Consider the following 22,254-nt stretch of genomic DNA (forward strand, 5'->3'; position numbering starts at 1 on the left):
TGACGAAAACGGTGCTGCTATCGGCCTCAGAGGTGCACACCTTGGCCGGTCGTCTGGCGCCAGGTGGTGGGCGTCACTCCACGCTGTGACGCGTGGGTCTCGGCCGGGGCAAAGGTCAGTAATTCGGCGGCGATGGCCAACGCGATCTCATAGGGCCGCTTGCCGCCCGCACCGGGGATGCCGATCGGGCAGCGTACCCGCGCCAGGGCGTTCGTGTCGTGCCCGGCATCGCGCAATGGACGCTGGAAACTCGCCCACTTGCTTTGCGAGCCGATCAAGCCGATGGAGGCCACGCCAGCCTTACTTAGCAGGGCATCGACGAGACGCCGATCCTGGGCGTGGTCATGAGTCATGACGAGCGCATGGACACCGTGCGGAAGGCTTTCCAGGGCCGTCTCGATGGCATGCTCATCGAGGCGGTGGCAATCGACGCGCGGCGAGGGCGGGAATGCCGTGAAGGCGTCGGCACGGCTGTCGAACCAGTGTATCCGCCAGGCAAGCGGTGTCAGCAAGGGCACGAGTGCCTGCGCGACGTGGCCGGCACCGAATACGGCGATGTGCTGCTCGGCGCCTGCGAAACACTCGAACAGCAAGCTGACGTGCCCGCCGCAACACTGCCCGCTGCGGCCGCCCAGGGGAAAGGCTTCGAGATGTGGCGTGGTCGTCTGCTCGCCACGCGCGCTGGCGGCGAGCATGTCGCGTGCGCAGGCGATGGCCTGGTATTCGAAGCGGCCACCGCCGAGCGTGTCGTGGCTGGTCTCGACGGTTACCACCATCTTGGCACCGGGTTCGCGCGGCGTGGAGCCTTCGGCGCCGACCACGCTGATCAGTACATGGGGCGTGGCATCGGCTTGCAGACGGTGCAGGGCGCTGTGCCAGGTCTCGGCGCTCATTGCGGCGTCTCCGCTGGCGTCTTCGCTGGCGTCTTCGCTGGCGTCTTCGCTTCAGGGGCTTGGCGCAGGGCCTGCGCGGCGAAGAGCACGCGCTCCGGCGTGGCTGGTGTGTCCAGAGCGGGGCTCACACGGTAATCGGCGATGCTCGACAGTGCGTCGCGTAGCGCCGACCACACCGAGATCGCCAGCATGAAGGGCGGCTCGCCCACTGCCTTGGAGCGATACAAACTGGCCTGCGAATTGGGGTGCCCCTCGAGCAGCGAGACGCGAAAGTCGGGTGGGGTATCGCCGATGGTGGGAATCTTGTAGGTCGCCGGCCCATCGCTCAGCAAGCGACCGGTGGCATCCCACTTGAGCTCCTCGCTGGTCAGCCAGCCCATGCCCTGTATGAACCCGCCTTCGACCTGGCCCGTGTCGATCGCCGGATTCAGCGAGTCGCCGACGTCGTGCAGGATATCCACGCGGGTGACGCGATATTCGCCGCTCAGGGTGTCGACGACAACTTCCGAGACGGCGGCACCATGCGCATAGTAGTAGAAGGGGCGCCCTTGGCCGGTGGCGCGGTCGTAATGAATCAACGGCGTGGCATAGAACCCCGTCGCCGAGAGCGACACGCGCCCCAGATAAGCGGCTTGGACGAGCTCGCCCCAGGCGATGCGTCGCTCGCTCTCGCCGCTCTCGCTACTACCGACGACCAGCTCGCCAGCTTCGAGACGCATGCCTTGGCGATCGAACTGCTGATCTTGAAAAAAGTGTTCAGCGGCGAAATCGAAAAGCCGCTCGCGCACCTGGATGGCCGCGTTGCGGGCCGCCATGCCGTTGAGATCGGCGCCGCTGGAGGCCGCGGTCGGCGAGGTGTTGGGCACCTTATCGGTGCGCGTGGCGGAAATACGCACGGCGCTGTTGTCGAGCCCCAGCTCACGCGCCACGACTTGCCCGACCTTGGTGTGCAACCCCTGGCCCATCTCGGTGCCGCCGTGATTGATCATCACGCTGCCGTCGGTATAGATGTGCAACAGCGCGCCGGCCTGGTTGAGGTGCTTGGCGGTGAACGAAATGCCGAATTTCACCGGGGTCAGCGCCAGGCCCTTCTTGAGGATTTTGCTCTGGACGTTGTAGGCGCGGATGGCATCGCGTCGCGCCCAGTAGTCGCTGTCGGCTTCGAGCCGCGAGACGATCTCGTGCAGCAGTGCGGTCTGCTCGACGTGTTGGCCGTAATGGGTGACGTCCCGTCCGGGGCGGTAGAGGTTGCGCTTGCGGATGGTCAGCGGATCTTCGCCCAGGTGCCGTGCAATATCGTCCATGGCGCGCTCGACGATCATCATGCCCTGGGGGCCGCCGAAGCCGCGAAAAGCGGTATTGGACGGATTGTGCGTCCGCGCGGGGATTCCGGTGACCCGGGCATCACCCAGCGAGTAGGCGTTGTCGGCATGGAACATGGCACGGTCGACGATGGCTTCGGACAAGTCCGGCGAGTGGCCGCAGTCGCCGATGGTGGTGATCTCGCCGCCCAGCAATATGCCCTGGGCGTCGAATCCCAGCCGATAGCGGTTATGGAAGGGGTGGCGCTTGCCGGTTGCGCGCATGTCATCGCCGCGTGGCAGGCGCAGGCGAATGGCGCGCCCGGTGCGACGGGCCAGCAGCGCGGCCAGGCACGCCCATGGCGCGGCCTGGGTTTCCTTGCCGCCGAAGCCGCCGCCCATGCGACGCACTTCCACGGTCACGGCATGAAACGCTACACCTAGCACTTCGGCAATGAGTTTCTGTACTTCACTGGGATGCTGGCTGGAAGTATGCACAATGACGCCGTCGTCCTCGTTGGGCAGCGCCAGACAGGCTTGCCCCTCGAGGTAGAAGTGCTCCTGCCCACCGACGAATTGTTCGGCCTCGAGCACGTGAGTGGCATCGGAAAGCGCCTGTTGCCAGTCGCCGCTTTGCTGAACATGCGGGGGGCGGACCCATTCCTCGGCCTCGGCGGCCGCAACGGCGTCGAGTCGTGCGGGCTGAGCATCGATCTCGACCTCGGCAAGTGCCACGGCGCGGCGGGCCGCCTTGAAATCAGTGGCGGCCACTGCAAACAGCGGCTGCCCGACATAGCGCACCTCGGCATCGGCGAGTAGTGGATCGCCCGGAAACACGGGGCCGACGTCGGTTTTGCCGGGGATGTCGGTGACGCTGATGACGTCGACGACACCGGGGGCGCGGCGTACCGCGTCGAGATTCATCTGTGTAATCCTGCCGCGTGCGGTCGGACTCAGCCCCACCGCAACATGTAGCGCATCCGCCGGCGCGGGTTGGTCGTCGAGATATCGCGCACGACCGGTGACATGCAACGTGGCGCTGTCATGCGTGGGGGCATGGCGGGCGTGTGTCTGTGCTGCGGGGCGGTCGGGTGTTTCAGGTCCGGCCGGCGGGCGTGAGAGATCAGTGAGCGTACGCATCGAGGCAGACCTCCTGGGCAGCGTCGTGGTCGATCGTCAGGCGCAGGCGTTCGAGCAAATTGGCCGCCGCGACTCGGCGGTAGGCGGCGGAACCACGCACGTCATCGAGCGGACTGAAGTCGCGCGCGAGGGCTTGGCGAGCCGCATCGAATGTCGTTACATCGGGAGGGTGTCCCTCCAGGGCGGCTTCGGTGGCCTGGGCGCGCCGTGGTGTGGCATCCATGCCGCCGAAGGCTAGGTGAACGTCGCGCAGACAGCCATTTTCCTCACGCCAGGCAAAGGCGCCGAGCACCGCCGAGATATCGTCCTCGCGGCGCTTGGAGAGTTTCCAGACCTCGAGATGCTGATCGCTTTCGGGGCGCGGTAGAAAGATGGCGCGAATGAATTCGCCGGGTTCGAGGGCGGTACGCTTGTAGTCGAGAAAGAAGGCCTCCAGAGGCAGCTTCCGGGCGCCATCGGGGCCTTCCAGCGCCAGTTGGGCGTCGAGCGCGAGCAAGACCGGTGGCGTGTCGCCGATGGGCGAGGCATTAGCGATGTTGCCGCCCAGAGTGCCGCGATTGCGGATCTGTGCGGAGCCCAGGCGCCGTAAAAGCCGAGCGAACGCGGGGTAAACCTCGTCGAACAGCGGTTCGAGGCGCGCGTAGGTGACGCTGGCGCCGATCCACCAGCCGTCGGGCGTCTCCTCGATTGCCTGCAATTCGGCGACGCGGCTGACGTCGATCAGGTTCTCGAAAGCTTCGAGCCGTTGCGTGGTCTCGAGCCACAGGTCGGTGGCCCCAGCTACCAGGCGCGCCGCCGGATATTGACGACGTAGTGCGTGCAGGGTCTCCAGTGTGTTCGGCATGGCATAGCCGGTGGCCTCGAGCGTGTTCTCCAAGGCCGCGACATCGTTGTCGAGCCTTGGGTCATCCGCCCAGGGCGGGCGCACGTCGGGTTGATCGGCCATGTGGCGTGCGGCCTTCTGGATGGGTCGGTAGCCCGTACAGCGGCATAGATTGCCGCCCAGCGTTGCTTCGAGGCATGCATCGTCCAGCGCGACCGGCGCCTGGCGCTGGCGCTCATGAAGCGTGAACAGCGACATGACGATGCCGGGAGTGCAGAAACCGCACTGGCTGGCATGGCACTCGACCATGGCTGATTGAACGGGATGCAAGGCGTCGCCGCGCGCGAGCCCCTCGACGGTGACGAGGTGTCGCCCCTGTAGCTGATGGGCCGGGGTGATGCAGGCATTGGTACTGTGATAGTGCAAGCGACCGTCTCGGTCGGGCTCGCCGATGGCGACGGTGCACGCGCCGCAGTCGCCCGAGGCGCAGCCTTCCTTGGTGCCGGTTCGCTGCAATTCGTTGCGCAAGAGCTCCAGAATGCTGGTGTCCGGCGCCAGCGAGGCACAGCGTTGCGCTTCGCCATTGAGATAAAACTCGATCATCGGAGTGTCCATCGGGTTGTCGTTGTGGTCCGAGGTGCGCACGCGCATGTCGATATGACCATTCGGTCAACTCTGTTCAGCCTTAATCAAAAAGTCGTTCATGACAAGTCCTGCGTGCGCTTGTTTATCGCCCACCGTCGCGCGCATTATCGATTGTCAAGAAGCGGCACAATGTGGTGTAGGTGTGCGTTGCACCGGTGACGCTCGCTGGGGCAGACTTCCGTACCGGCAGACGAAGAGAGTGGTCATGACATCGATGAATTCGCCCGAGTTGGGAACGCGGGCGCGCAATGAAAGCGTGATTCTCGAGGCGGCCGAGCGCGTATTCGCGTGTCATGGTTATCGAGGCGCGAGCGTGCAGGCCATCGCCGAAGCGGCGGGGCTGCCCAAGTCCAACGTGCTGTATTATGTAGGCAGCAAACGCAAGCTGTACGTGGCGCTGCTCGAGCGTATGATGGCTCGCTGGAACGCCATGCTGGATGGTATCGGCGAGGATGATGATCCGGGCGAGGTGCTGGAAGGCTTCATTCGCAGCAAGATGCGCCTGACGCGGCAACACCCCCAAGGCTCTCGCTTGTTCGCCGCCGAGGTGCTTCAGGGCGCGCCTTTTCTTCAGGAATACTTGCACGGCGAGCTGCGTGAGTGGGTGCGCTCGCGGGCACGTGTCTTCGAGCGCTGGGCGGAAAAGGGTCTGATGGATCCTGTTGATCCGGTGTGGCTGATTTTCTTGATCTGGTCGGCTACTCAGCATTATGCGGATTTCGAGGCGCAAATACTGGGCATTACCGACCAGGCAGCGCTCGGGGAAAGCGAGTACCGTTCGGTCACCGATTTTCTATGCCATGTCATTCTCAAGGGATGTGGCGTTCGCCCTGCAGCGAATGTCGACACTGAACATCATCGCCAGGATCTTCACAGTAAGGAGACAACATGAAACTTTGGGGCATCTTGCTCCTGGTCAGCGGCGGCTTGATCGACGATTCATCGTCGCTGCCGGCGGATCCCCCGGATAAACCAGGAGCGATCACGGCGCAGATTGCACGCGATCACTTGGAGTGGGCTTCAGCAACCGATGAAGAAATCTATCTCGCGCAGGCGAATGTCAGGAAGCTGCTCAAGTATCCCGCCACCGCGGTTTTTCGCGATATCCGCGCCGTGGCTCCGCGAGTCGGTGGCCCCGCCAACCGGGTCGTTTGTGGTCAGGTCAACGTGCGTTGTGAGCGTGGCGACTACACGGGCTACCGTCTCTTTGTGACCCGCCAAGGTGCGCAGGCCGCGATCATGTCGTCGAGCCTACATCGTAGTGGTTTTGATCCCCATGCCGTGGCGGCGGCTCTGATCGAATGGCAGAAAATGACGTAAGCGGTTGCGCTGGGATACATGGGCCTGTGTGCATCAGGATGCGTTCAGCCCTATGTAACTCAATGCTTTTCGGAGATGCCATGAAGGAACTACCCGGAGCACTGCTCGGCATCATGATCGGGCTGGTCACCTGGCTGGTGATAGGCAATCTGCTAGCGGGTGTCATTATTGGCATCGCTGGCGGGATCGGGTGGGATTTATGGCGGCATCGTTAGAGGCGAGGCTTTTAGCGTTCGATCAAGACGGCTTGGCAGCGATAGCCAAGCCGTTTTGGAATGATCATTCCACGCTGGGGTCGTCGTCCTTTTCGCCTGACTTGACCTCGTCGTCAGACGCCTTCATTCGCTGACGCTCGGCTTCGGCATGTTCCATGCTTTGGTAAAGCCCTAGACTGACGCCCGTGTCGCTATCGTAGACTTCATAGCGGACGTCGTTCTCGTCGGGGCCGGCGATTTTCCGTATCTCAATGGCGTCATGCAGCATGTTGGACCTCGCTGGGAATTGCTGTAGCCGAACGTGGGACTCGTCATGTTGGCGAGTGTTCCCGGCAATCATCACCATGATGCTAGCACAACGAAAAACCGCCACCCGGCATGACCCGTAAGTGGCGGTTTTTCTTCAATCTTTTGGTCGGAGCGACTGGATTCGAACCAGCGACCTCTGCAACCCCATTGCAGCGCGCTACCAAGCTGCGCCACGCTCCGTTTCTACGTTCACTAGCGGGTGCCTATAGGGCCCTGCCTGAGAACGATGCGTATACTACCTTGGGTTCGTGTAAATGAAAACCCTCGTTAGCGCTTTTTTTTCAAGTGCTTGCCGCGTGATTGGGTCTGTGTGGTCGGGCTCTTCCCAGATGGTGATATGGGCGTTAGACGAAAGATGTAAAATAGTGGTGTTCCGTGGGGAGTAAATGACAATGCCACTTATTTTAGGTATGAGCATACTGTTGGGATGCCAATTCATGGGCGAACTCTTGGTGCATGCCCTGAGCCTGCCCGTTCCCGGTCCTGTGGTCGGGATGGTCGTGCTTTTGGTGGCATTGATGCTCAATGGACGGGTGCCGGCAGGGTTACGTGCAAGCGGCGAAGGTCTGCTGCGCTATCTGACACTGCTGTTCGTGCCCGCAGGCGTAGGCATTATGGTGCACTTTGATCTTATCAAAACCGATTTCTGGCCGATCGTGATTACCCTGGTGGTTTCGACAGCGCTGACGCTGGCCGTCACCGCGAAAGTAATGGAGTGGCTTACCCGGTCGACGCCGCAGGATCCGCGTGACGCATTGCGAGAGGATCGCTCATGAGCGTGCCGGGACTCGATCAGCTATGGGTGTACCTCTCGGCGAGTCCGTTGCTGTACTTATTGGTGACTCTGCTGGCTTTCATGGCGGCGACTCAGCTAAATCGGCGCCTGGGCGGTACGCCATTTTTGCATCCGGTGATAATCGCCATCGTGTTGCTCATCGTGTTTCTGAAACTCACCCATACCGATTACGCTACCTATTTCGAAGGTGCTCAGTTCATTCACTTTCTGCTCGGCCCAGCGACAGTGGCCCTGGCTATTCCACTCTATGATTATAGAGAGCGGGTCAGGCGCATGTTGTTGCCGATCATGGTGGGGTGTGGTGCAGGTATCGTGACGGCGGTAACTTCCACCGTGGGTGTCGCCATGCTCTTGGGGGCCAGCCGAGAGACCGTGCTCACCTTGGCTCCTAGATCAGTGACCTCGCCCATTGCGATGGGGATTGCCGAGAAGCTGGGGGGGATTCCGTCGTTGGCGGCGGGTTTGGTGTTGTTGACGGGCTCCTTGGGTTGCGCGTTGGGTCCGGTCATTTTCCGCTTGGTCAGGGTGCGTGATCCCAGCGTACAAGGCTTTACCATGGGGTTGGCGGCGCATGGTTTCGGAACGGCCTATTCCTTTTCTTCGATCGGCGCAGTGGCGGGCGCCTTTGCGGGGCTGGCGATGGGACTGACGGGGCTGCTGACGGCCTTCCTTTTGCCGCCTTTGGTGCATCTGTTCGGTCTTTGAATATATTTTATACCGTTATCTTGACGTTGTTCAAAACCCAGAAATCGATAACAAAAAGGCAACGCCCGATGAGGCGTTGCCATGCGTCGATTTTTAATATGCATGATCGATTATTCTATGAGGCCATCACGCCCATAGAAAACGAAGCAGGGTAACGGTGATTAGCGTGATCAGTAGTGTGCCGACGATGTTGAGCAGCAGTCCGGCGCGGATCATCGATTGAATCTTCATATGCCCCGTCGCGAACACGATGGCATTGGGTGGGGTCGCAACCGGCATCATGAAGGCACAACTGGCGGCAATGGCGGCGGGGACCGTTATCAAGAGTGGGTCCATGTCCAGCGAGATGGCGAGCGCGCCGAGAAGCGGCAGGAAGGCCGCTGCCGTGGCCGTGTTGGAGGTAACTTCGGTCAGGAAGATGATGACCAGCACGATGATGCCTACCAACATCAATAGCGGGAATACGCTGAAGATCGAAAGCTGTTGAGCGATCCATTCGGCCAGGCCGGAGCTCTTGATCATTCCTGCCAACGCTAACCCGCCGCCGAAAAGCAGCAGCACACCCCAGGGAAGTTCCTTGGCGCTTTCCCAATCGAGCAGTGCGCCGCGTGCCTTGTCTCCACTAGGGAAGAGAAACAGTCCAATACCGGCGGCCAGAGCAATGGTGGTATCCGATAGCCAGTCGAGCCCGACCTGGTTCAATAGAGGGCGAAACATCCAGGCGGTGGCAGCCATGAGAAAGATCAGGCCGACCCGGCGCTCGGCAGCAGTCATGGTGCCGAGCGATTCGAGTTCGCGGCGAATCATCTCCTCGCCATCGTCGCTTTGTTGCAAATCGAACCCTTTGTAAGTCAACCACCACCATGTCACGGCCATCATCACGATGCTGACCGGCAAGCCGATGGTCATCCATTGGGCGAAGCCTATATCGATGCCTTCGCCGGAGAGATATCCCGCGAGTAAGGCGTTGGGTGGGGTGCCGATAAGCGTGGCGACACCGCCTATACTGGCGGAATAAGCAATGGCAAGCAGCAGGGCGGTGGCGTAGCGTGAGACTTCACGTGAGTCGCCATCGCCCAGTAAGCTGACGACGGACATGCCAATGGGCAGCATCATGATGCTGGTAGCCGTATTGGAGACCCACATGCTGATGAAGCCTGTGGCGATCATGAACCCGGCGATTTGCTGACGTGGTCTCTGGCCGATAACACTGAGGACTTTCAAGGCGATGCGTCGATGCAGGTTCCAGCGCTGCATCGCGATGCCCAGCAAGAAGCCCCCCAGGAAGAGATAAATGATAGGGTCGGCGTAACTGGCTGCCACGGTATCGAGTTCGTCGATGCCCAGCACCGGGGCGAGGACCATGGGGAGCAATGAGGTCGCAGGTATCGGAATGGCCTCGGTGGCCCACCATGTGGCCATCAGCAGTGCAAAGCCGACACATGCCCATGCTGGAGAGGACATGCCGGCCGGCGAGGGCACGACCAGGCATATAATGACCCATAGTGGGCCCAGCCAAAGCCCGATTTGCGCGGCACTGAGGCCGCGTGCGTGGTGGGTAGTCTCGCTCATGACTTTCCTCCTTGAAGGCGGCGAATGATTAATTGGCTTATTATATTTGCGATGCTACTAAAGTATTAAGCTTAAGTGGCTTAATCATTGGTCTAAGACGCTTGTTCGGCCTTTCCACCATGACTTGTTGCCACGCGACAAGCTCGGTAATGTCCGCGCTCGTTGCCGATTAACTAAATGTATTCGATTGAGGTGCGACCATGTCCGTAGTGATGGGCTGGAGCTTGGTAGTGTTGGCGGTGCTGGTCGTCGCTGGTTTGGTGGGGTATGCATGGCGGTTATGGCGAGAAGTGCAGCGTCGTGAGGCAGCACGGCGTGAGGAGCTCGCGCGTGCCCACCGCAATTGTCTTGAGAGCCTTGAGGCGATCACGACGGCCATGCTGGGCGATCAAGTCGATCTCGTGGAAGGGGCGCTTCGCTGCAAAGTATTGCTCGATATTATCGATCCTGCGCTGCTCGACCGAGAGGATTTCAAGGTTTTTGCCGAGGTTTATCGGCGCACGGAGCATCTGCACACGCATTCGTCGCGCCAGGACTTGTCGGCCAAACAGCGCTTTGCGGAGGATCGCGAGCGCATCGAGCTTCAAGAAGAGCGCTATACGGCGCTCCATGAGGCGGCGCGCCAAGTCCTGGTGTTCAAGCGCGAATGGCCAAAAGGCTTGCAGTGAACCATGACGCTGGAGAAAGGCATGGATAATCGGTTTATGTCGCTTGATCCCACGGAAATTCGCCGCTGCTTGCATGCTGAGCCGGAGTTGTCGGGACAAGAATATGCTACATCGCAGCGCATCGCCGAATGGCTCGAGGAAGCAGGGGCGACGCGCATCATTAGAGGCTTGGGCGGATATGGTGTGGCGGGTATTTTTGCCGCTGAGCGCCCCGGCCCGCGGGTGATGTTTCGTGCCGAGCTCGATGCTTTGCCCATCGATGAAACCGCTGATGTGGCGTGGCGGTCCAGGTGCGAGCACGTGGCGCATAGTTGCGGCCATGATGGTCATATGGCGACAGTGCTTGGGCTTGCACAGCGTTTATCGAAAAATCCGCCAGCGCGTGGCGAAACGGTACTGCTTTTCCAGCCATCAGAAGAGACGGGGCGAGGCGCGAGGGGCGTCGTCGAGTCATCACGTTTCGAGGAAATCGCGCCCGATCATGTCTTTGCGTTGCATAATTTACCCGGCGAGCCACTGGGTGAGGTATCGGTTCGCCCTGGGGCGTTCACGTGCGCCTCGCGAGGGTTGATCGTGCGTCTCAATGGACTGTGCACCCATGCGGCACATCCCGAGCAGGGGCGCAATCCGGCTTTGGCAATGTGTCGAATCTTGCAGGGACTGAAGCGTCTGCCTCAGCAATTGCCGGACGATCAAGGACTGGTCATGGTGACGCTGATCCATGCGCGCCTCGGCGAGGTTGCGTTCGGCACATCGCCCGGGCAGGCCGAGGTGATGGCCACCTTGCGCACCGAAAACGATGCGATGATGCGTGCCTTGGCGGAAGCGGCCGTCGCGTTGGCACGGATCGAAGCCGAAGAGGATGACTTGGGCATCGAAATCGATTGGTGCGATGTCTTTCAGGCGACCCAAAATCACCCGCATGCTGTCGAGGCAATTCGCGAAGAGGCGAAAGCCTTGTCATTACCACTACGTGAATTAACTTCAGCACATCGCTGGTCGGAAGACTTCGGATGGCTTGCTGCGCAAGGCGAGGGTGCCATGCTCACTCTGGGCAGCGGCGAGCAATGTCATCCCTTGCATCACCCTGGCTATGATTTCCCGGATACTCTGCTGATACTGGGCATCGATTTGTTCGAGCGCCTGGTCAGGCGCTATCAAGGAAACGAGTAATAGTTGTACAAGGTTTAGGCGCAAGCAGGCGGCCATCATTTGGGTTTGCATCAATGCCGATAATGCATAATGATGAAGGGGCATTCATTAGTAGAAGCGCTGGTGGGTGGTAAAGCACTGGCTGAACGCAAGTCTTTGTGCTTTCTTTTTGATGAGAGAAGGGCGAAAAACCTTCCTCCCATCGGGAACCGCTTCTATACTCGGACCCCGCTGGGTAACGTCCCGTTACGACTAGCGCTGTGTTAAGAAGGAGTCTTACATATGAAAAAATCTACGACTGGCTTGCTGCTCGGTTCCGCGTTGGCTGTCGGCCTTTCAGGCTGCGCCACCTCGGGCACTCAGTCCATGTCCAATTCCGATGATCAAGCATGGTATAACTCACCCTTCGTGTGTGGCTTGGCGGGTGGTTTGATCGGCGGCGGCATTGGGTATGCTTCGAGCAGTGACTCGGACGAAGATACCGGCGCTGCACTCGGTGGCGTCGGCGGTGCGACGGCTGGTGCCATGCTTTGCGCTGATTATTCCGACAAGGTAGTGGACAGCGATGGCGATGGCGTTCCAGATACTCGCGATCAGTGCCCGAACACGCCGGCTGGCGTTGCGGTAGATGCCCAGGGTTGCCCGCTTGATAGCGATGGCGATGGGGTTGCGGACTACAAAGACGAGTGCCCGGGAACACCGGCTGGCGTCGATGTAAACGCTCGCGGCTGCCCGCTTGACAGTGATGGTGACGGCGTTCCGAACTATCAGGATCAGTGCCCTGATACACCGGCAGGCCAAGAGGTCAACGCGCTAGGTTGTGCGGCAGATTTGGTGCTAGAGAATGTGAACTTCGAGTTCGACTCTGCCAAATTGACCAGCCAAGCAGAAGCCGTCTTGATGGATGTTGCTGAGAAGCTGTCTGCCAACGAGACTGTCGATGTCCGTCTGGAAGGCTATACCGATTCCATCGGCAGTGCTTCCTATAACAAGGATCTCTCACAGCGTCGTGCAGACTCCGTCAAGGACTTCTTGGTAGCTCATGGGGTGGAGCGTAACAACATCACTACCATGGGATATGGTGAGCAGAATCCGATCGCCACTAACGAGACCCCTGCTGGTCGAGCCAAGAACCGTCGTGTCGAGTTGGGCGAGCAAGAATAACGACCGCTCTTCATGATTGAAGAAAAGGGGCGCCTTCGGGCGCCCTTCTTGTTTGTACGTTAGGCACGACTGGACGGCATTTCGCAGGCTTGCTAGTGTGCGCAATTCATCGTTTCATGTGGTCCCTGGTATGGGCCACCACTGAGTATAAGGGACCTTGCATGCCCATCGTGACCCTGCCTGATGGCAGTCAGAAAACCTTCGAGTCACCCGTCACCGTTATGCAGCTCGCCGAATCTATCGGCACAGGGCTTGCCAAGGCCTGTGTGGCGGGGAAGATAGATGGCGTTGCCGTCGATGCCGCCGACCTGATCGAGCGTGACGCCGAGGTCAGTATCCTGACGGCACGCGATAATGAAGGCTTGGAGATCATTCGTCATTCATGCGCCCACCTCCTGGGGCATGCCGTTAAACAGCTGTATCCCGACGCCAAAATGGCGATTGGGCCGGTCGTGGACGATGGCTTCTATTACGATATCGACTTCGGTCAGTCGGTATCGCCGGATGATCTCGAGACGCTCGAGAAGCGCATGAAGGCGCTGATCGAGCGTGAATACGATGTCGTTCGTGAGTACGTGACGAAAGAACAGGCTCTAGCGACCTTCGTTGAACGTGATGAGCCGTACAAGCAGGAAATCGTCGAAGGTATCGCCGATGGTGAGATCGTTCGTCTTTATCACCATGAAGAATACATCGATATGTGCCGTGGCCCTCACGTGCCGAATACACGGCATCTGAAAGCCTTCAAGCTTACCAAGTTGGCGGGCGCCTATTGGCGGGGTGATGCCACCAAGCCGATGTTGACGCGCATTTATGGCACGGCGTGGCCGGATAAGAAGGCGCTGAAGACCTACATCCAGCGTTTGGAAGAGGCCGAGAAGCGCGATCATCGCAAGTTGGCCCGCAAGCTCGACTTCTTTCACATGCAAGAAGAAGCGCCGGGCATGGTATTCTGGCATCCGCGCGGCTGGACGCTCTGGCAGACCGTCGAGCAATATATGCGCAATGTCTACAAGGACAGTGGGTATCAGGAAATCCGCTGCCCGCAGATCATGGATGTCTCGCTTTGGCAGAAGTCCGGCCATTGGGACAATTACGCCGAAAACATGTTCTTCACTGAATCGGAAAAGCGCGAGTATGCGCTCAAACCGATGAACTGCCCTGGGCATGTGCAAGTCTTCAATTCCGGTCTGCGCAGCTATCGCGAGCTACCTGTTCGCTATGGCGAATTCGGTGGCTGCCACCGCAATGAGCCTTCGGGCGCCTTGCATGGCATTATGCGTGTCCGTGCCTTCACTCAGGACGACGGCCATGTGTTCTGCACCGAGGAGCAGGTCGAAGCGGAGGTGACGGCGTTTCATCGCCAGGCATTGGCAGTTTATGGCGACTTTGGTTTCGATGATATCGCCGTCAAGATCGCATTACGTCCCGAGAAGCGGTTAGGGAGCGACGAAAATTGGGACCGGGCCGAAGAAGCGTTGCGTAACGCGCTGGGCCGCTGTGACGTGCAGTGGGAAGAGCTACCCGGTGAAGGTGCCTTCTACGGGCCCAAGATCGAATATCATATGCGTGATTGCCTGGGCCGTGAGTGGCAGGTCGGTACAATGCAGGTCGATTTCATGATGCCAACCCGCCTGGGAGCGCAATACGTAGCCGAAGACGGCTCCCGTCAGGCGCCAGTCATGCTGCATCGTGCCATTGTGGGCTCCATGGAGCGTTTTATCGGTATCCTCATCGAGCACTATGCGGGCGCTATGCCGTTGTGGCTAGCGCCGCTACAAATAGTGGTCTTGAATATCACGGATGCCCAGCGCGATTACGCCGAGTCGGTGTCGCAGCGTTTGCAGAAACTCGGTTTGCGTGTCAAGTCAGACTTGAGGAATGAGAAGATCGGCTTTAAAATTCGCGAACATACGTTGCAAAAGGTGCCCTATCTCCTTGTGGTTGGAGATAAGGAAGTCGAAGCCGACTCGGTAGCCGTGCGGACGCGCGGCGGCGAAGACCTAGGCAGTGTGACGGTGGACGCTTTCATCGACAAGGTGCAGGCCGAGCGGTAGTAGCGACATCTTCCAAGGCAAAAGTGGAGACGGAACCATCAAGAGAAGCAACCCCAGAGGGCGCCCACAGGAAAAGCGCCCACCAATGAACGAGCGGATTACCGAAGATCAAGTGCGCTTGATCGCCAGTGACGGTGAACAGCTGGGCATCGTGCCGACCAGCGATGCCTTGGAGCGTGCCGAAGCTGAGGGTATGGACCTCGTGCAGATTTCCAATGCCGATCCGATCGTTTGCAAAATCATGGATTACGGCAAATTCCTCTTCGAGCAGAAAAAGCAGAAAGCTGCTCAGAAGAAGAAGACCAAGCAGATCCAGGTCAAGGAAGTTAAATTCCGGCCGGGTACTGACGAGGGCGATTATCAGGTGAAGTTGAAGAACCTGATTCGTTTCCTCGAAGCGGGCGACAAGGGTAAGGTCACGCTGCGTTTTCGAGGTCGTGAGATGGCGCACCAGGATATCGGCCGCAAGCTGATGGAACGGATCGCGGCTGACCTCGAAGACATGGCGTCTGTCGAGTCCTTCCCCAAGATGGAAGGACGTCAGATGATCATGATCTTGGCGCCCAAAAAGAAGTGATCCGTTGGCGGTTGAACGGGCAATCGGTATCGCCGATTGCCGGCCCCGGGTTTTCTGAAGAAACCGAGTGGAGTTTTCCCTCATGCCTAAAATCAAGAGTAACAGTGGCGCTGCGAAGCGCTTCAAGAAGACGGCTCATGGCTTCAAGCACAAGCAGTCTTTCCGCAGTCATATCCTGACCAAGAAGTCGACCAAGCGTAAGCGTCAGTTGCGCGGCATGAAGCAGATTCACGATGCCGACAAGCCACTGATCCAACGCATGCTGCCGAACCTCTAAGTACTTGTATTCAAAAGTACAGGTTGTCGATTTTAAACGTCAGGAGTAAGTCATGACTCGTGTCAAGCGTGGTGTCGTCGCTCGTCGTCGGCACAAGAAGATTCTGAAGCAGGCCAAAGGCTATTACGGCGCGCGCTCTCGCGTATTTCGCGTTGCCAAGCAGGCGGTCATCAAGGCAGGTCAGTACGCCTATCGTGACCGTCGTCAGCGCAAGCGTCAGTTCCGTGCGCTGTGGATCGCGCGTATCAACGCGGCATCTCGTGCCAACGGTCTGTCCTATAGCCGCTTCATCGCCGGTCTGAAGAAGTCCGGCATCGAGATCGACCGCAAGGTGCTGGCCGATCTCGCTGTCCATGAAAAGGCTGCCTTTGCCGCGATCGTCGACAAGGCCAAGGCTGCTCAGTAATGGCCGGGTGAGACGTTCTTTTATGAGTGTCTCATCATGCGCATGAAGCCGCAGGGGGAGAGCAGCCGCTCTTCCCCTGTTTTTTTGTCTGGGTCATCACTTCATATGCGATGGCCTATCATGGGCACTTAGCATCGGAGCTAGACGGATGGACCATCTCCCACAACTGGTCGCCGAGGCTCGCGCAGCCATCGAGAGCGCGCAGGATATCCAGGCGCTCGACGAGGTTCGAGTGCGCTTTCTGGGCAAGAAGGGCGAGATTACCGCGCTTCTCAAAAGCCTTGGCCAACTCCCGCCTGAGGAACGCCCCAAGGCGGGGGAGCAGATCAACGAGGCCAAGCAGGTATTGGCGGATGAGCTCGAGGCGCGCAAGCAAACGCTGCAGAATGCCGAACTCGAGGCGCGTCTGGCACGGGAACGCATCGACGTGACCTTGCCTGGCCGTGGCGAGCCGACAGGCGGTTTGCATCCTGTGACGCGCACGCTTGAACGTATCGAGTCGTTGTTCGCGCATATCGGTTTCGATGTGGCCGTGGGGCCCGAAATCGAAGACGATTACCATAATTTCGAAGCGCTCAATATTCCTGCACATCATCCAGCGCGCGGGATGGCCGACACCTTCTATTTCGATGCTTCGCGATTGTTGCGTACGCACACGTCACCGGTTCAGGTGCGTACCATGAAGGAGCAAGCGCCGCCGATTCGCATCGTCTGCCCGGGGCGTGTGTATCGTAGCGACTCGGATCTCACGCATACGCCGATGTTTCATCAGGTGGAAGGCCTGCTGGTAGACGAAGGCGTCAGTTTCGCCGATCTCAAGGGCACCATCGAGGACTTCCTCAAGGCATTCTTCGAGCGCGAAACGCTCTCCGTTCGCTTTCGGCCGTCCTATTTTCCGTTTACCGAGCCCTCCGCCGAGGTCGATATCCAATGCGTGATGTGCGGTGGTGAGGGTTGCCGTGTGTGTTCCCATAGCGGCTGGCTGGAAGTGATGGGGTGCGGCATGGTTCATCCCGAAGTTTTTCGGCATTCGGGCATCGATACCGAACGTTACACTGGGTTTGCCTTCGGCATGGGGGCCGAACGCTTGACCATGCTGCGGTATGGTGTCAACGACCTGCGGCTGTTTTTCGAGAACGACTTGCGCTTCTTGCGCCAGTTCGGCTGATCAGCGACTAGGACACAGGAAGAAACATGAGATTTTCCGAAACATGGCTGCGCGATTGGGTGTCGCCCGAGCTCACGACGCAGGCGCTTGCTGACCAGATCACGATGGCCGGGCTGGAAGTCGATGCGATCGAAGCAGTAGCGGGCGATTTCGAAGGTGTCGTCGTCGCCGAGGTGGTGGCCAAGGAGCCTCATCCCAGTGCCGACAAGCTGAATGTCTGCCAGGTCAATGACGGTGGTGATGAGCCGCTTCAAGTGGTGTGTGGTGCTCCCAATGTGGCGGTTGGGCAGAAAGTGCCTTTCGCCAGGGTGAACGCAACGCTGCCCGGCGATTTCAAGATCAAGAAAGCCAAGCTACGCGGTGTGGAATCGCGTGGCATGATTTGCTCGGCCTCCGAGCTTGAGCTGGAAGACGGTACCTCGGCAGGCATCATGGTGCTGTCCGATGAGGCGCCCGTAGGCGCGTCCCTGCGCGATTGGCTGGCACTGGACGATCATGCCATCGAGGTCGATTTGACGCCCAATCGTGGCGATTGCTTGAGCCTCAAGGGGCTGGCGCGTGAAGTAGGCGTGTTGAGTCGTCTGCCGGTGACGGAGCCGGATGCCAACATCGTCCCGGCATTGCATCAAGCGACGTTCCCCGTACGGGTCGAGTCACCGGCGAAATGCCCGCGTTACGCGGGACGTATCATTCGTGGCGTCGATGTTGCGGCGACCACGCCGCTGTGGATGACCGAGCGCCTGCGGCGTAGCGGCGTTCGTGCCATCGACCCGGTTGTCGATGTCACCAACTACGTGATGCTCGAACTCGGGCAGCCGATGCATGCCTTCGACTTGGCGCAATTGAATGACGCTATCGTGGTGCGCGAGGCGCAAGACGGGGAACGCTTGACGTTGCTCGACGGCCAGGAAATTGCCCTGCACGAGAGCACGCTGGTGATCGCCGACGCAAAGCAACCGCTGGCGATTGCCGGTGTCATGGGCGGCGAGTCCTCCGGCGTCAATGCCTCGACACAGGATATTTTCCTGGAGTCGGCGTTCTTTTCGCCACTGGCAGTGGCGGGGCAGGCGCGTTCTTATGGCCTGCATACCGATGCCTCGCACCGTTTCGAGCGTGGCGTCGACCCACAATTGGCGCAGGTCGCCATCGAACGGGCCACGCAACTGCTGCTGGATATCGTCGGAGGGGAACCGGGTCCCGTGACCGACGTCATGAGCCCCGATCATTTGCCGCTGGGTCATGACGTTATCTTGCGTCGCGAGCGTCTCGATCAATGCCTGGCCCTGGTCATGGCCGGTGACGATGTCGTGGATATCCTGTCGCGCCTGGGCATGCACGTCGACGTCATCGATTCCGGTTGGCGGGTGACGATACCCAGTTGGCGTTTCGACATCTCGTTGGAGGAAGATCTCATCGAGGAGTTGGCGCGTATCCATGGCTACGACCAAGTCCCCGTGCGACGTCCGTCCGCGCGACTGAAATTGAGTGCCTCCAACGAAGCGCGTCAGCCACTGGCACGTCTGCGTCGACACTTGGTGGCTCGAGGTTATCAAGAAGCAATTACCTATAGCTTCGTCGCGCCCGAGCTTCAGGAGACGCTGACCCCCGGTGTGGTGGCACCGTATCTGGCCAATCCCATCTCGGCCGATATGTCGGTCATGAGGGCCAGCTTGCTGCCTGGGCTGGTCAAAGCGTTGAGCCACAACCTCAATCGCCAGCAAGCACGTATCCGCCTGTTCGAAACAGGGCTCGTGTTCCGTGGCGAGTTGGATGAGCTCGAACAGGTGGCGATGCTCGGCGGCATCGTGTGTGGGCCGAGACAACCAGAGGGATGGTCTTCTTCTCGCGAGGGCGTCGACTTCTTCGATCTCAAGGGGGATCTGGAAAGCCTGATGGCGTTGACTCAGCAGCCTGATGCATGGCGTTTCGATGCCGGCGAGCATCCGGGACTTCATCCTGGTCAGACGGCCCGCATTGTATGTAACGGTCGTCATGTGGGCTGGGTCGGCGCCTTGCACCCCGGTGTTCGTGCCAACTTAGGTATCAAGACCAATGCTTTCGTCTTCGAGCTGGAGTTGGACGCACTGACCCAAGGGGATCTGCCGGCCTTCGCACCGCTGTCGCGGCATCCGGACGTGCGTCGCGATCTAGCCTTGGTCGTGAGTGACGACGTGCCGGTCATGGCCTTGATGGACGTCATGCGCGAGCAGGCCGGGGAATGGCTGGTCGATATGCGTCTTTTCGACGTCTATCAAGGCGAGGGGATCGAAAAAGGTCACAAGAGTCTTGCCTTGGGCTTGACCTGGCAGCATCCTTCGCGCACGCTGAATGACGATGAAATCAATCAGTTAGTCGATGCCATCGTCGGCGAGGCGAAAACGCGCTTCGCGGCGGTCCTGAGGAGTTAATCCTATCAGCCGTTACGAGGATGAAAGCATGGGGGCGCTGACCAAAGCGGATTTGGCCGAACATCTGCATGCCGAGCTGGGTTTTTCCAAGCGCGAAGCAAAGTCGATGGTCGAAGCCTTTTTCGAGGAAATTCGCAGCTGCCTACGCGAAAACGAGCAGGTCAAACTGTCCGGGTTCGGAAACTTCGATTTGCGCGACAAGCGTGAACGTCCGGGACGTAATCCCAAGACCGGCGAAGAAATTCCGATTTCGGCGCGCCGTGTGGTGACGTTCCGCCCTGGACAGAAGCTCAAGGCACGGGTCGAGGATTTCGACGACGCGGACGTCATTCACTGACGCTGCAGCATTTCGCCCATGCGATGATACAATCTCGAGTAATCTCGGGCACTTGCGGGTGCTCGGGATTGTGTTGTTCATCTTCATTTCGAGAGGCTAACGACGTGTCATGCATGTGCTAACATGGCGCACACATTTTACCGTTAAATCGACGACTGAACTGCATGCCAAGCATCAAAATTTTCGTAGGCACCATGTACGGTGGCGCCCTGGACGTTGCCGAACAAGTGGCGCCACTTTTCGAGCAAGTGGGATATGAGGTGGCGATCATTGAGCAACCCACCCTAGGCGATCTCGATCCCATGCCTGATCTCGCCTTATTCTGCGTTTCCACGACCGGTAGCGGTGATTTCCCCGGCAATTTTGTGCCCTTCGCGCGTGATCTCCGTGAATCGCCACCTGCGCTGGATCAGTGTCGCTATGGGCTGATCGCCTTGGGAGATAGCTCCTATGGCGAGACGTTCTGCGGTGCGGGCCGGGCGCTGGATGCCTTGCTGGAGGATCTTGGCGCCCAACGTTTAGGTGAGCGTTTGGAAATCGACGCCATGGAGACGTTCATGGCCGATGATGCCGCCATTCCCTGGGTCGAATCATGGATCGACGAGCAAGGGTTGCAGGCCAAGTGATGAGCGACACTACGGCGTCACCGTCCGCTTCACGCTTGAGCGTCATGATCGGGCTTTTGCTCGTGACGTTGTGCTCTTGGCCGCGCTATCAACTGGGTGGTTATGACACCCACAGTGGATTGCTGGCCATGGTGGCGGTGGGCTTGGCGGCCGTCATCATCGCCTATTGGCGACGCATGACGGTCAAGCAGCGTGAGTTGTTGCCTACACGGCTCAAGTGGTTGGTCATGTCGTTCGTGGCTGGTGGTGTGATCATGGCTATTTGGCATTATGGCCTGGCCAGTACCCGCGTGGGATGGGCAACCGTGCTGTCGCATGGTGCCACGGCGGGCTTGCTGCTTCACGCTATCTCGACAGGCTGGCGCGCTCGTCAGTGAGCCTTCTTTGCTTGCCATGCCGAATCTTTAGCCGCACTCGGTTTAAACACGAAACCCCCGATCCTGTGGATCGGGGGTTTTCGTCTCTATAGCACGCTCTATTCCCTATCAGGATTTTTCGCGAATCATCTCTTCGCGCTCCAGGCGTGCTTGTTCCTCGGGATAGGTAGGGAAATCCACGTAGCCACGCGCATCGCCGCCATAGAACGTATTGGCATCGAAGTCCGCCAAAGGCCAGCCGTTTTGCATCCGCTCGACCAGGTCGGGGTTCGATGTGAAATAACGACCAAATACCGGGAGGTCGATGGTGCCTTCATTTACCAATTTTTCGGCTTCTGCCTGATCGAGGTTGCCGGCAAGCAGCAAGTTGCCTTGATAGATGTCACGGAACTGGCGTAGGTAGTCGCGTGGCATCGGGGGCATGCCTTGCCCGCCCTGGTCGTGCAGGTGCACGTAAGCAAGGCCGCGTTTGTTGAATTCACGTGCCAGGTAGAGATAGGTTTCGCCGTTGTCGTCGTACTCCGGCATGTCGAACAGTGTGCCGAACGGCGATAGACGCACCCCTACGCGTCGTGCGCCGATCATCTTGCTGACTTCATCGACGACCTCGAGCAGCAAGCGGCAGCGGTTTTCACGCGAACCCCCGTATTCGTCGTCGCGGTCGTTGACGCCGGGGTTGAGAAACTGCTCGAAGAGGTAGCCGTTGGCACCGTGAATTTCGACGCCATCGAAGCCGACATCGCGGGAATTGACGGCGGCTTGTGCGAAGTCACGCACGATACCGTGTATTTCATGGGTCTCGAGACGACGCGGCTGGCTGGCCTTGAGCATATCCGGCTGGCCGTCGTCGTTATAGCCGAAAGCCATGCCGCCTTGCTTTTCACTGGGGCCGACAGGGGGCGCGCCGGCAACCTGTACGGTTGTGTGAGAAACGCGTCCCACGTGCCAGATCTGGGCGAAGAAGATCCCGCCGCGCTCGTGTACGGCGCGGGTGGCCTTGGCCCACCCGGCCAACTGGTCGGGCCCAAAAATCCCTGGATTGTAGAGATAACCCTGGCCTTGGCGCGAAATGGGCGTGCCTTCGGAGATGATCAGCCCGGCACTGGCTCGCTGACGATAATAGAGGGCGCCCATCTCGGTTGGGATGTCTTCGGGCGCGCGTGAGCGCGTCATGGGCGCCATCACGATGCGATTGTTCAGGTGCGTGCCATTGAGATCGAAAGGTTCGAAAAGTGAAGCCATGCAGCGCTCTCCTTGCAGGCAGGCGGTAAATAAAAGAAAACGCGAGCCACAGGTTGGGCTCGCGTACGCTCTAGAG

General features: G+C 59.4%; 23 protein-coding genes and 1 tRNA gene. 17 read left to right on the forward strand and 7 right to left on the reverse strand.

The annotated features are described in order from the left end of the window. Positions 1–26: 26 nt before the first annotated feature. From xdhC to xdhA, 3 genes are read right to left on the reverse strand one after another with little or no spacing between them, the layout of a single operon-like run. Entirely contained in the window at positions 27–893 is an 867-nt protein-coding gene (gene xdhC / locus RVY79_RS13745; protein ID WP_317464875.1) for a xanthine dehydrogenase accessory protein XdhC, read from the reverse strand. Beyond that, the gene (gene xdhB / locus RVY79_RS13750) at positions 890–3,334 is read right to left on the reverse strand and encodes a xanthine dehydrogenase molybdopterin binding subunit (RefSeq protein ID WP_317464876.1); all 2,445 of its coding nucleotides are present in this window, start codon (positions 3,332–3,334) and stop codon (positions 890–892) included. The genes xdhC and xdhB overlap by 4 nt, the downstream gene beginning before the upstream one ends. Further along, positions 3,318–4,760: a xanthine dehydrogenase small subunit gene (xdhA, locus tag RVY79_RS13755; RefSeq protein ID WP_317464878.1), complete on the reverse strand. Its 1,443-nt coding sequence runs from the start codon at positions 4,758–4,760 to the stop codon at positions 3,318–3,320. Before xdhA ends, xdhB begins: the two co-directional genes overlap by 17 nt. A gap of 247 nt (positions 4,761–5,007) precedes the next feature. On the opposite strand from xdhA, the gene RVY79_RS13760 reads away from it, so the two are divergent. The 3 genes from RVY79_RS13760 (at position 5,008) to RVY79_RS13770 (ending at position 6,337) form a co-directional block, all read left to right on the forward strand. After that, entirely contained in the window at positions 5,008–5,694 is a 687-nt protein-coding gene (locus tag RVY79_RS13760; RefSeq protein WP_317464880.1) for a TetR/AcrR family transcriptional regulator, read from the forward strand. Continuing rightward, the gene (locus RVY79_RS13765; RefSeq protein WP_317464881.1) at positions 5,691–6,122 is read left to right on the forward strand and encodes a hypothetical protein; all 432 of its coding nucleotides are present in this window, start codon (positions 5,691–5,693) and stop codon (positions 6,120–6,122) included. Before RVY79_RS13760 ends, RVY79_RS13765 begins: the two co-directional genes overlap by 4 nt. An 80-nt stretch (positions 6,123–6,202) precedes the next feature. Continuing rightward, positions 6,203–6,337 (forward strand): hypothetical protein, encoded by a 135-nt coding sequence (locus tag RVY79_RS13770; protein ID WP_317464882.1) that lies wholly within the window; start codon positions 6,203–6,205, stop codon positions 6,335–6,337. Positions 6,338–6,401: 64 nt separating this feature from the next. Here RVY79_RS13770 and RVY79_RS13775 read toward each other — a convergent pair whose 3' ends face one another. Both RVY79_RS13775 and RVY79_RS13780 read right to left on the reverse strand, forming a co-directional pair. Then, positions 6,402–6,605, reverse strand: coding sequence for a hypothetical protein (locus RVY79_RS13775; RefSeq protein ID WP_317464883.1), 204 nt, complete (start codon positions 6,603–6,605; stop codon positions 6,402–6,404). Positions 6,606–6,749: 144 nt separating this feature from the next. Next, positions 6,750–6,826: transfer RNA gene (locus tag RVY79_RS13780), tRNA-Pro, on the reverse strand. Positions 6,827–7,083: 257 nt separating this feature from the next. Here RVY79_RS13780 and RVY79_RS13785 point away from each other — a divergent pair. Together RVY79_RS13785 and RVY79_RS13790 are read left to right on the forward strand one after the other, a co-directional pair. Then, entirely contained in the window at positions 7,084–7,422 is a 339-nt protein-coding gene (locus RVY79_RS13785) for a CidA/LrgA family protein (RefSeq protein ID WP_317464884.1), read from the forward strand. Then, positions 7,419–8,147, forward strand: a complete 729-nt coding sequence (locus tag RVY79_RS13790) for an LrgB family protein (protein ID WP_317464886.1) — start codon at positions 7,419–7,421, stop codon at positions 8,145–8,147. Before RVY79_RS13785 ends, RVY79_RS13790 begins: the two co-directional genes overlap by 4 nt. Before the next feature lie 126 nt (positions 8,148–8,273). On the opposite strand, the gene RVY79_RS13795 is transcribed toward RVY79_RS13790, so the two are convergent. Then, positions 8,274–9,719, reverse strand: a complete 1,446-nt coding sequence (locus RVY79_RS13795; protein WP_317464887.1) for a DASS family sodium-coupled anion symporter — start codon at positions 9,717–9,719, stop codon at positions 8,274–8,276. Between the two features lie 200 nt (positions 9,720–9,919). Between RVY79_RS13795 and RVY79_RS13800 the strand changes: the two genes are divergently transcribed. The 12 genes from RVY79_RS13800 (at position 9,920) to RVY79_RS13855 (ending at position 20,936) form a co-directional block, all read left to right on the forward strand. Then, positions 9,920–10,387 carry a DUF2489 domain-containing protein gene (locus RVY79_RS13800; RefSeq protein WP_317464889.1) on the forward strand — a complete coding sequence of 156 codons (468 nt, stop codon included), beginning with the start codon at positions 9,920–9,922 and terminating at the stop codon, positions 10,385–10,387. Between the two features lie 21 nt (positions 10,388–10,408). Further along, a complete protein-coding gene (locus tag RVY79_RS13805) occupies positions 10,409–11,560 on the forward strand; it encodes an amidohydrolase (RefSeq protein ID WP_317464891.1) in 1,152 nt (383 codons plus the stop codon). Positions 11,561–11,821: 261 nt separating this feature from the next. Continuing rightward, the gene (locus RVY79_RS13810; protein WP_317464892.1) at positions 11,822–12,703 is read left to right on the forward strand and encodes an OmpA family protein; all 882 of its coding nucleotides are present in this window, start codon (positions 11,822–11,824) and stop codon (positions 12,701–12,703) included. 161 nt (positions 12,704–12,864) lie between these two features. Then, positions 12,865–14,760, forward strand: a complete 1,896-nt coding sequence (gene thrS / locus RVY79_RS13815; protein ID WP_317464893.1) for a threonine--tRNA ligase — start codon at positions 12,865–12,867, stop codon at positions 14,758–14,760. 37 nt (positions 14,761–14,797) lie between these two features. Continuing rightward, positions 14,798–15,337, forward strand: coding sequence for a translation initiation factor IF-3 (gene infC / locus RVY79_RS13820; protein ID WP_317464938.1), 540 nt, complete (start codon positions 14,798–14,800; stop codon positions 15,335–15,337). Between the two features lie 82 nt (positions 15,338–15,419). Next, a complete protein-coding gene (gene rpmI, locus RVY79_RS13825; RefSeq protein WP_317464894.1) occupies positions 15,420–15,614 on the forward strand; it encodes a 50S ribosomal protein L35 in 195 nt (64 codons plus the stop codon). Positions 15,615–15,666: 52 nt separating this feature from the next. Further along, positions 15,667–16,020: a 50S ribosomal protein L20 gene (gene rplT, locus RVY79_RS13830; protein ID WP_133694393.1), complete on the forward strand. Its 354-nt coding sequence runs from the start codon at positions 15,667–15,669 to the stop codon at positions 16,018–16,020. A 148-nt stretch (positions 16,021–16,168) separates the two neighbouring features. Continuing rightward, a complete protein-coding gene (gene pheS / locus RVY79_RS13835; RefSeq protein WP_317464897.1) occupies positions 16,169–17,188 on the forward strand; it encodes a phenylalanine--tRNA ligase subunit alpha in 1,020 nt (339 codons plus the stop codon). Positions 17,189–17,214: 26 nt separating this feature from the next. Next, entirely contained in the window at positions 17,215–19,596 is a 2,382-nt protein-coding gene (pheT, locus tag RVY79_RS13840) for a phenylalanine--tRNA ligase subunit beta (RefSeq protein WP_317464900.1), read from the forward strand. A gap of 28 nt (positions 19,597–19,624) precedes the next feature. Beyond that, positions 19,625–19,933 carry an integration host factor subunit alpha gene (gene ihfA / locus RVY79_RS13845; protein WP_040243453.1) on the forward strand — a complete coding sequence of 103 codons (309 nt, stop codon included), beginning with the start codon at positions 19,625–19,627 and terminating at the stop codon, positions 19,931–19,933. A gap of 164 nt (positions 19,934–20,097) precedes the next feature. Then, positions 20,098–20,559 (forward strand): flavodoxin domain-containing protein, encoded by a 462-nt coding sequence (locus tag RVY79_RS13850; protein ID WP_317464901.1) that lies wholly within the window; start codon positions 20,098–20,100, stop codon positions 20,557–20,559. Next, a complete protein-coding gene (locus RVY79_RS13855; RefSeq protein ID WP_317464902.1) occupies positions 20,559–20,936 on the forward strand; it encodes a hypothetical protein in 378 nt (125 codons plus the stop codon). Before RVY79_RS13850 ends, RVY79_RS13855 begins: the two co-directional genes overlap by 1 nt. A 108-nt stretch (positions 20,937–21,044) precedes the next feature. Here RVY79_RS13855 and RVY79_RS13860 read toward each other — a convergent pair whose 3' ends face one another. Further along, positions 21,045–22,178: an alkene reductase gene (locus RVY79_RS13860; RefSeq protein WP_317464903.1), complete on the reverse strand. Its 1,134-nt coding sequence runs from the start codon at positions 22,176–22,178 to the stop codon at positions 21,045–21,047. Between the last annotated feature and the right edge of the window lie 76 nt (positions 22,179–22,254).

Source organism: Chromohalobacter sp. HP20-39, assembly GCF_033052815.1.
GTDB lineage: Bacteria > Pseudomonadota > Gammaproteobacteria > Pseudomonadales > Halomonadaceae > Chromohalobacter.

What these genes read in the sequence shown, in the direction of transcription:
- xdhC (WP_317464875.1), bottom strand. Translation starts at nt 893, where the DNA reads ATGAGCGCCGAGACCTGGCACAGCGCCCTGCACCGTCTGCAAGCCGAT.
- xdhB (WP_317464876.1), bottom strand. Translation starts at nt 3,334, where the DNA reads ATGCGTACGCTCACTGATCTCTCACGCCCGCCGGCCGGACCTGAAACA.
- xdhA (WP_317464878.1), bottom strand. Translation starts at nt 4,760, where the DNA reads ATGATCGAGTTTTATCTCAATGGCGAAGCGCAACGCTGTGCCTCGCTG.
- RVY79_RS13760 (WP_317464880.1), top strand. Translation starts at nt 5,008, where the DNA reads ATGACATCGATGAATTCGCCCGAGTTGGGAACGCGGGCGCGCAATGAA.
- RVY79_RS13765 (WP_317464881.1), top strand. Translation starts at nt 5,691, where the DNA reads ATGAAACTTTGGGGCATCTTGCTCCTGGTCAGCGGCGGCTTGATCGAC.
- RVY79_RS13770 (WP_317464882.1), top strand. Translation starts at nt 6,203, where the DNA reads ATGAAGGAACTACCCGGAGCACTGCTCGGCATCATGATCGGGCTGGTC.
- RVY79_RS13775 (WP_317464883.1), bottom strand. Translation starts at nt 6,605, where the DNA reads ATGCTGCATGACGCCATTGAGATACGGAAAATCGCCGGCCCCGACGAG.
- RVY79_RS13785 (WP_317464884.1), top strand. Translation starts at nt 7,084, where the DNA reads ATGGGCGAACTCTTGGTGCATGCCCTGAGCCTGCCCGTTCCCGGTCCT.
- RVY79_RS13790 (WP_317464886.1), top strand. Translation starts at nt 7,419, where the DNA reads ATGAGCGTGCCGGGACTCGATCAGCTATGGGTGTACCTCTCGGCGAGT.
- RVY79_RS13795 (WP_317464887.1), bottom strand. Translation starts at nt 9,719, where the DNA reads ATGAGCGAGACTACCCACCACGCACGCGGCCTCAGTGCCGCGCAAATC.
- RVY79_RS13800 (WP_317464889.1), top strand. Translation starts at nt 9,920, where the DNA reads ATGTCCGTAGTGATGGGCTGGAGCTTGGTAGTGTTGGCGGTGCTGGTC.
- RVY79_RS13805 (WP_317464891.1), top strand. Translation starts at nt 10,409, where the DNA reads ATGGATAATCGGTTTATGTCGCTTGATCCCACGGAAATTCGCCGCTGC.
- RVY79_RS13810 (WP_317464892.1), top strand. Translation starts at nt 11,822, where the DNA reads ATGAAAAAATCTACGACTGGCTTGCTGCTCGGTTCCGCGTTGGCTGTC.
- thrS (WP_317464893.1), top strand. Translation starts at nt 12,865, where the DNA reads ATGCCCATCGTGACCCTGCCTGATGGCAGTCAGAAAACCTTCGAGTCA.
- rpmI (WP_317464894.1), top strand. Translation starts at nt 15,420, where the DNA reads ATGCCTAAAATCAAGAGTAACAGTGGCGCTGCGAAGCGCTTCAAGAAG.
- rplT (WP_133694393.1), top strand. Translation starts at nt 15,667, where the DNA reads ATGACTCGTGTCAAGCGTGGTGTCGTCGCTCGTCGTCGGCACAAGAAG.
- pheS (WP_317464897.1), top strand. Translation starts at nt 16,169, where the DNA reads ATGGACCATCTCCCACAACTGGTCGCCGAGGCTCGCGCAGCCATCGAG.
- pheT (WP_317464900.1), top strand. Translation starts at nt 17,215, where the DNA reads ATGAGATTTTCCGAAACATGGCTGCGCGATTGGGTGTCGCCCGAGCTC.
- ihfA (WP_040243453.1), top strand. Translation starts at nt 19,625, where the DNA reads ATGGGGGCGCTGACCAAAGCGGATTTGGCCGAACATCTGCATGCCGAG.
- RVY79_RS13850 (WP_317464901.1), top strand. Translation starts at nt 20,098, where the DNA reads ATGCCAAGCATCAAAATTTTCGTAGGCACCATGTACGGTGGCGCCCTG.
- RVY79_RS13855 (WP_317464902.1), top strand. Translation starts at nt 20,559, where the DNA reads ATGAGCGACACTACGGCGTCACCGTCCGCTTCACGCTTGAGCGTCATG.
- RVY79_RS13860 (WP_317464903.1), bottom strand. Translation starts at nt 22,178, where the DNA reads ATGGCTTCACTTTTCGAACCTTTCGATCTCAATGGCACGCACCTGAAC.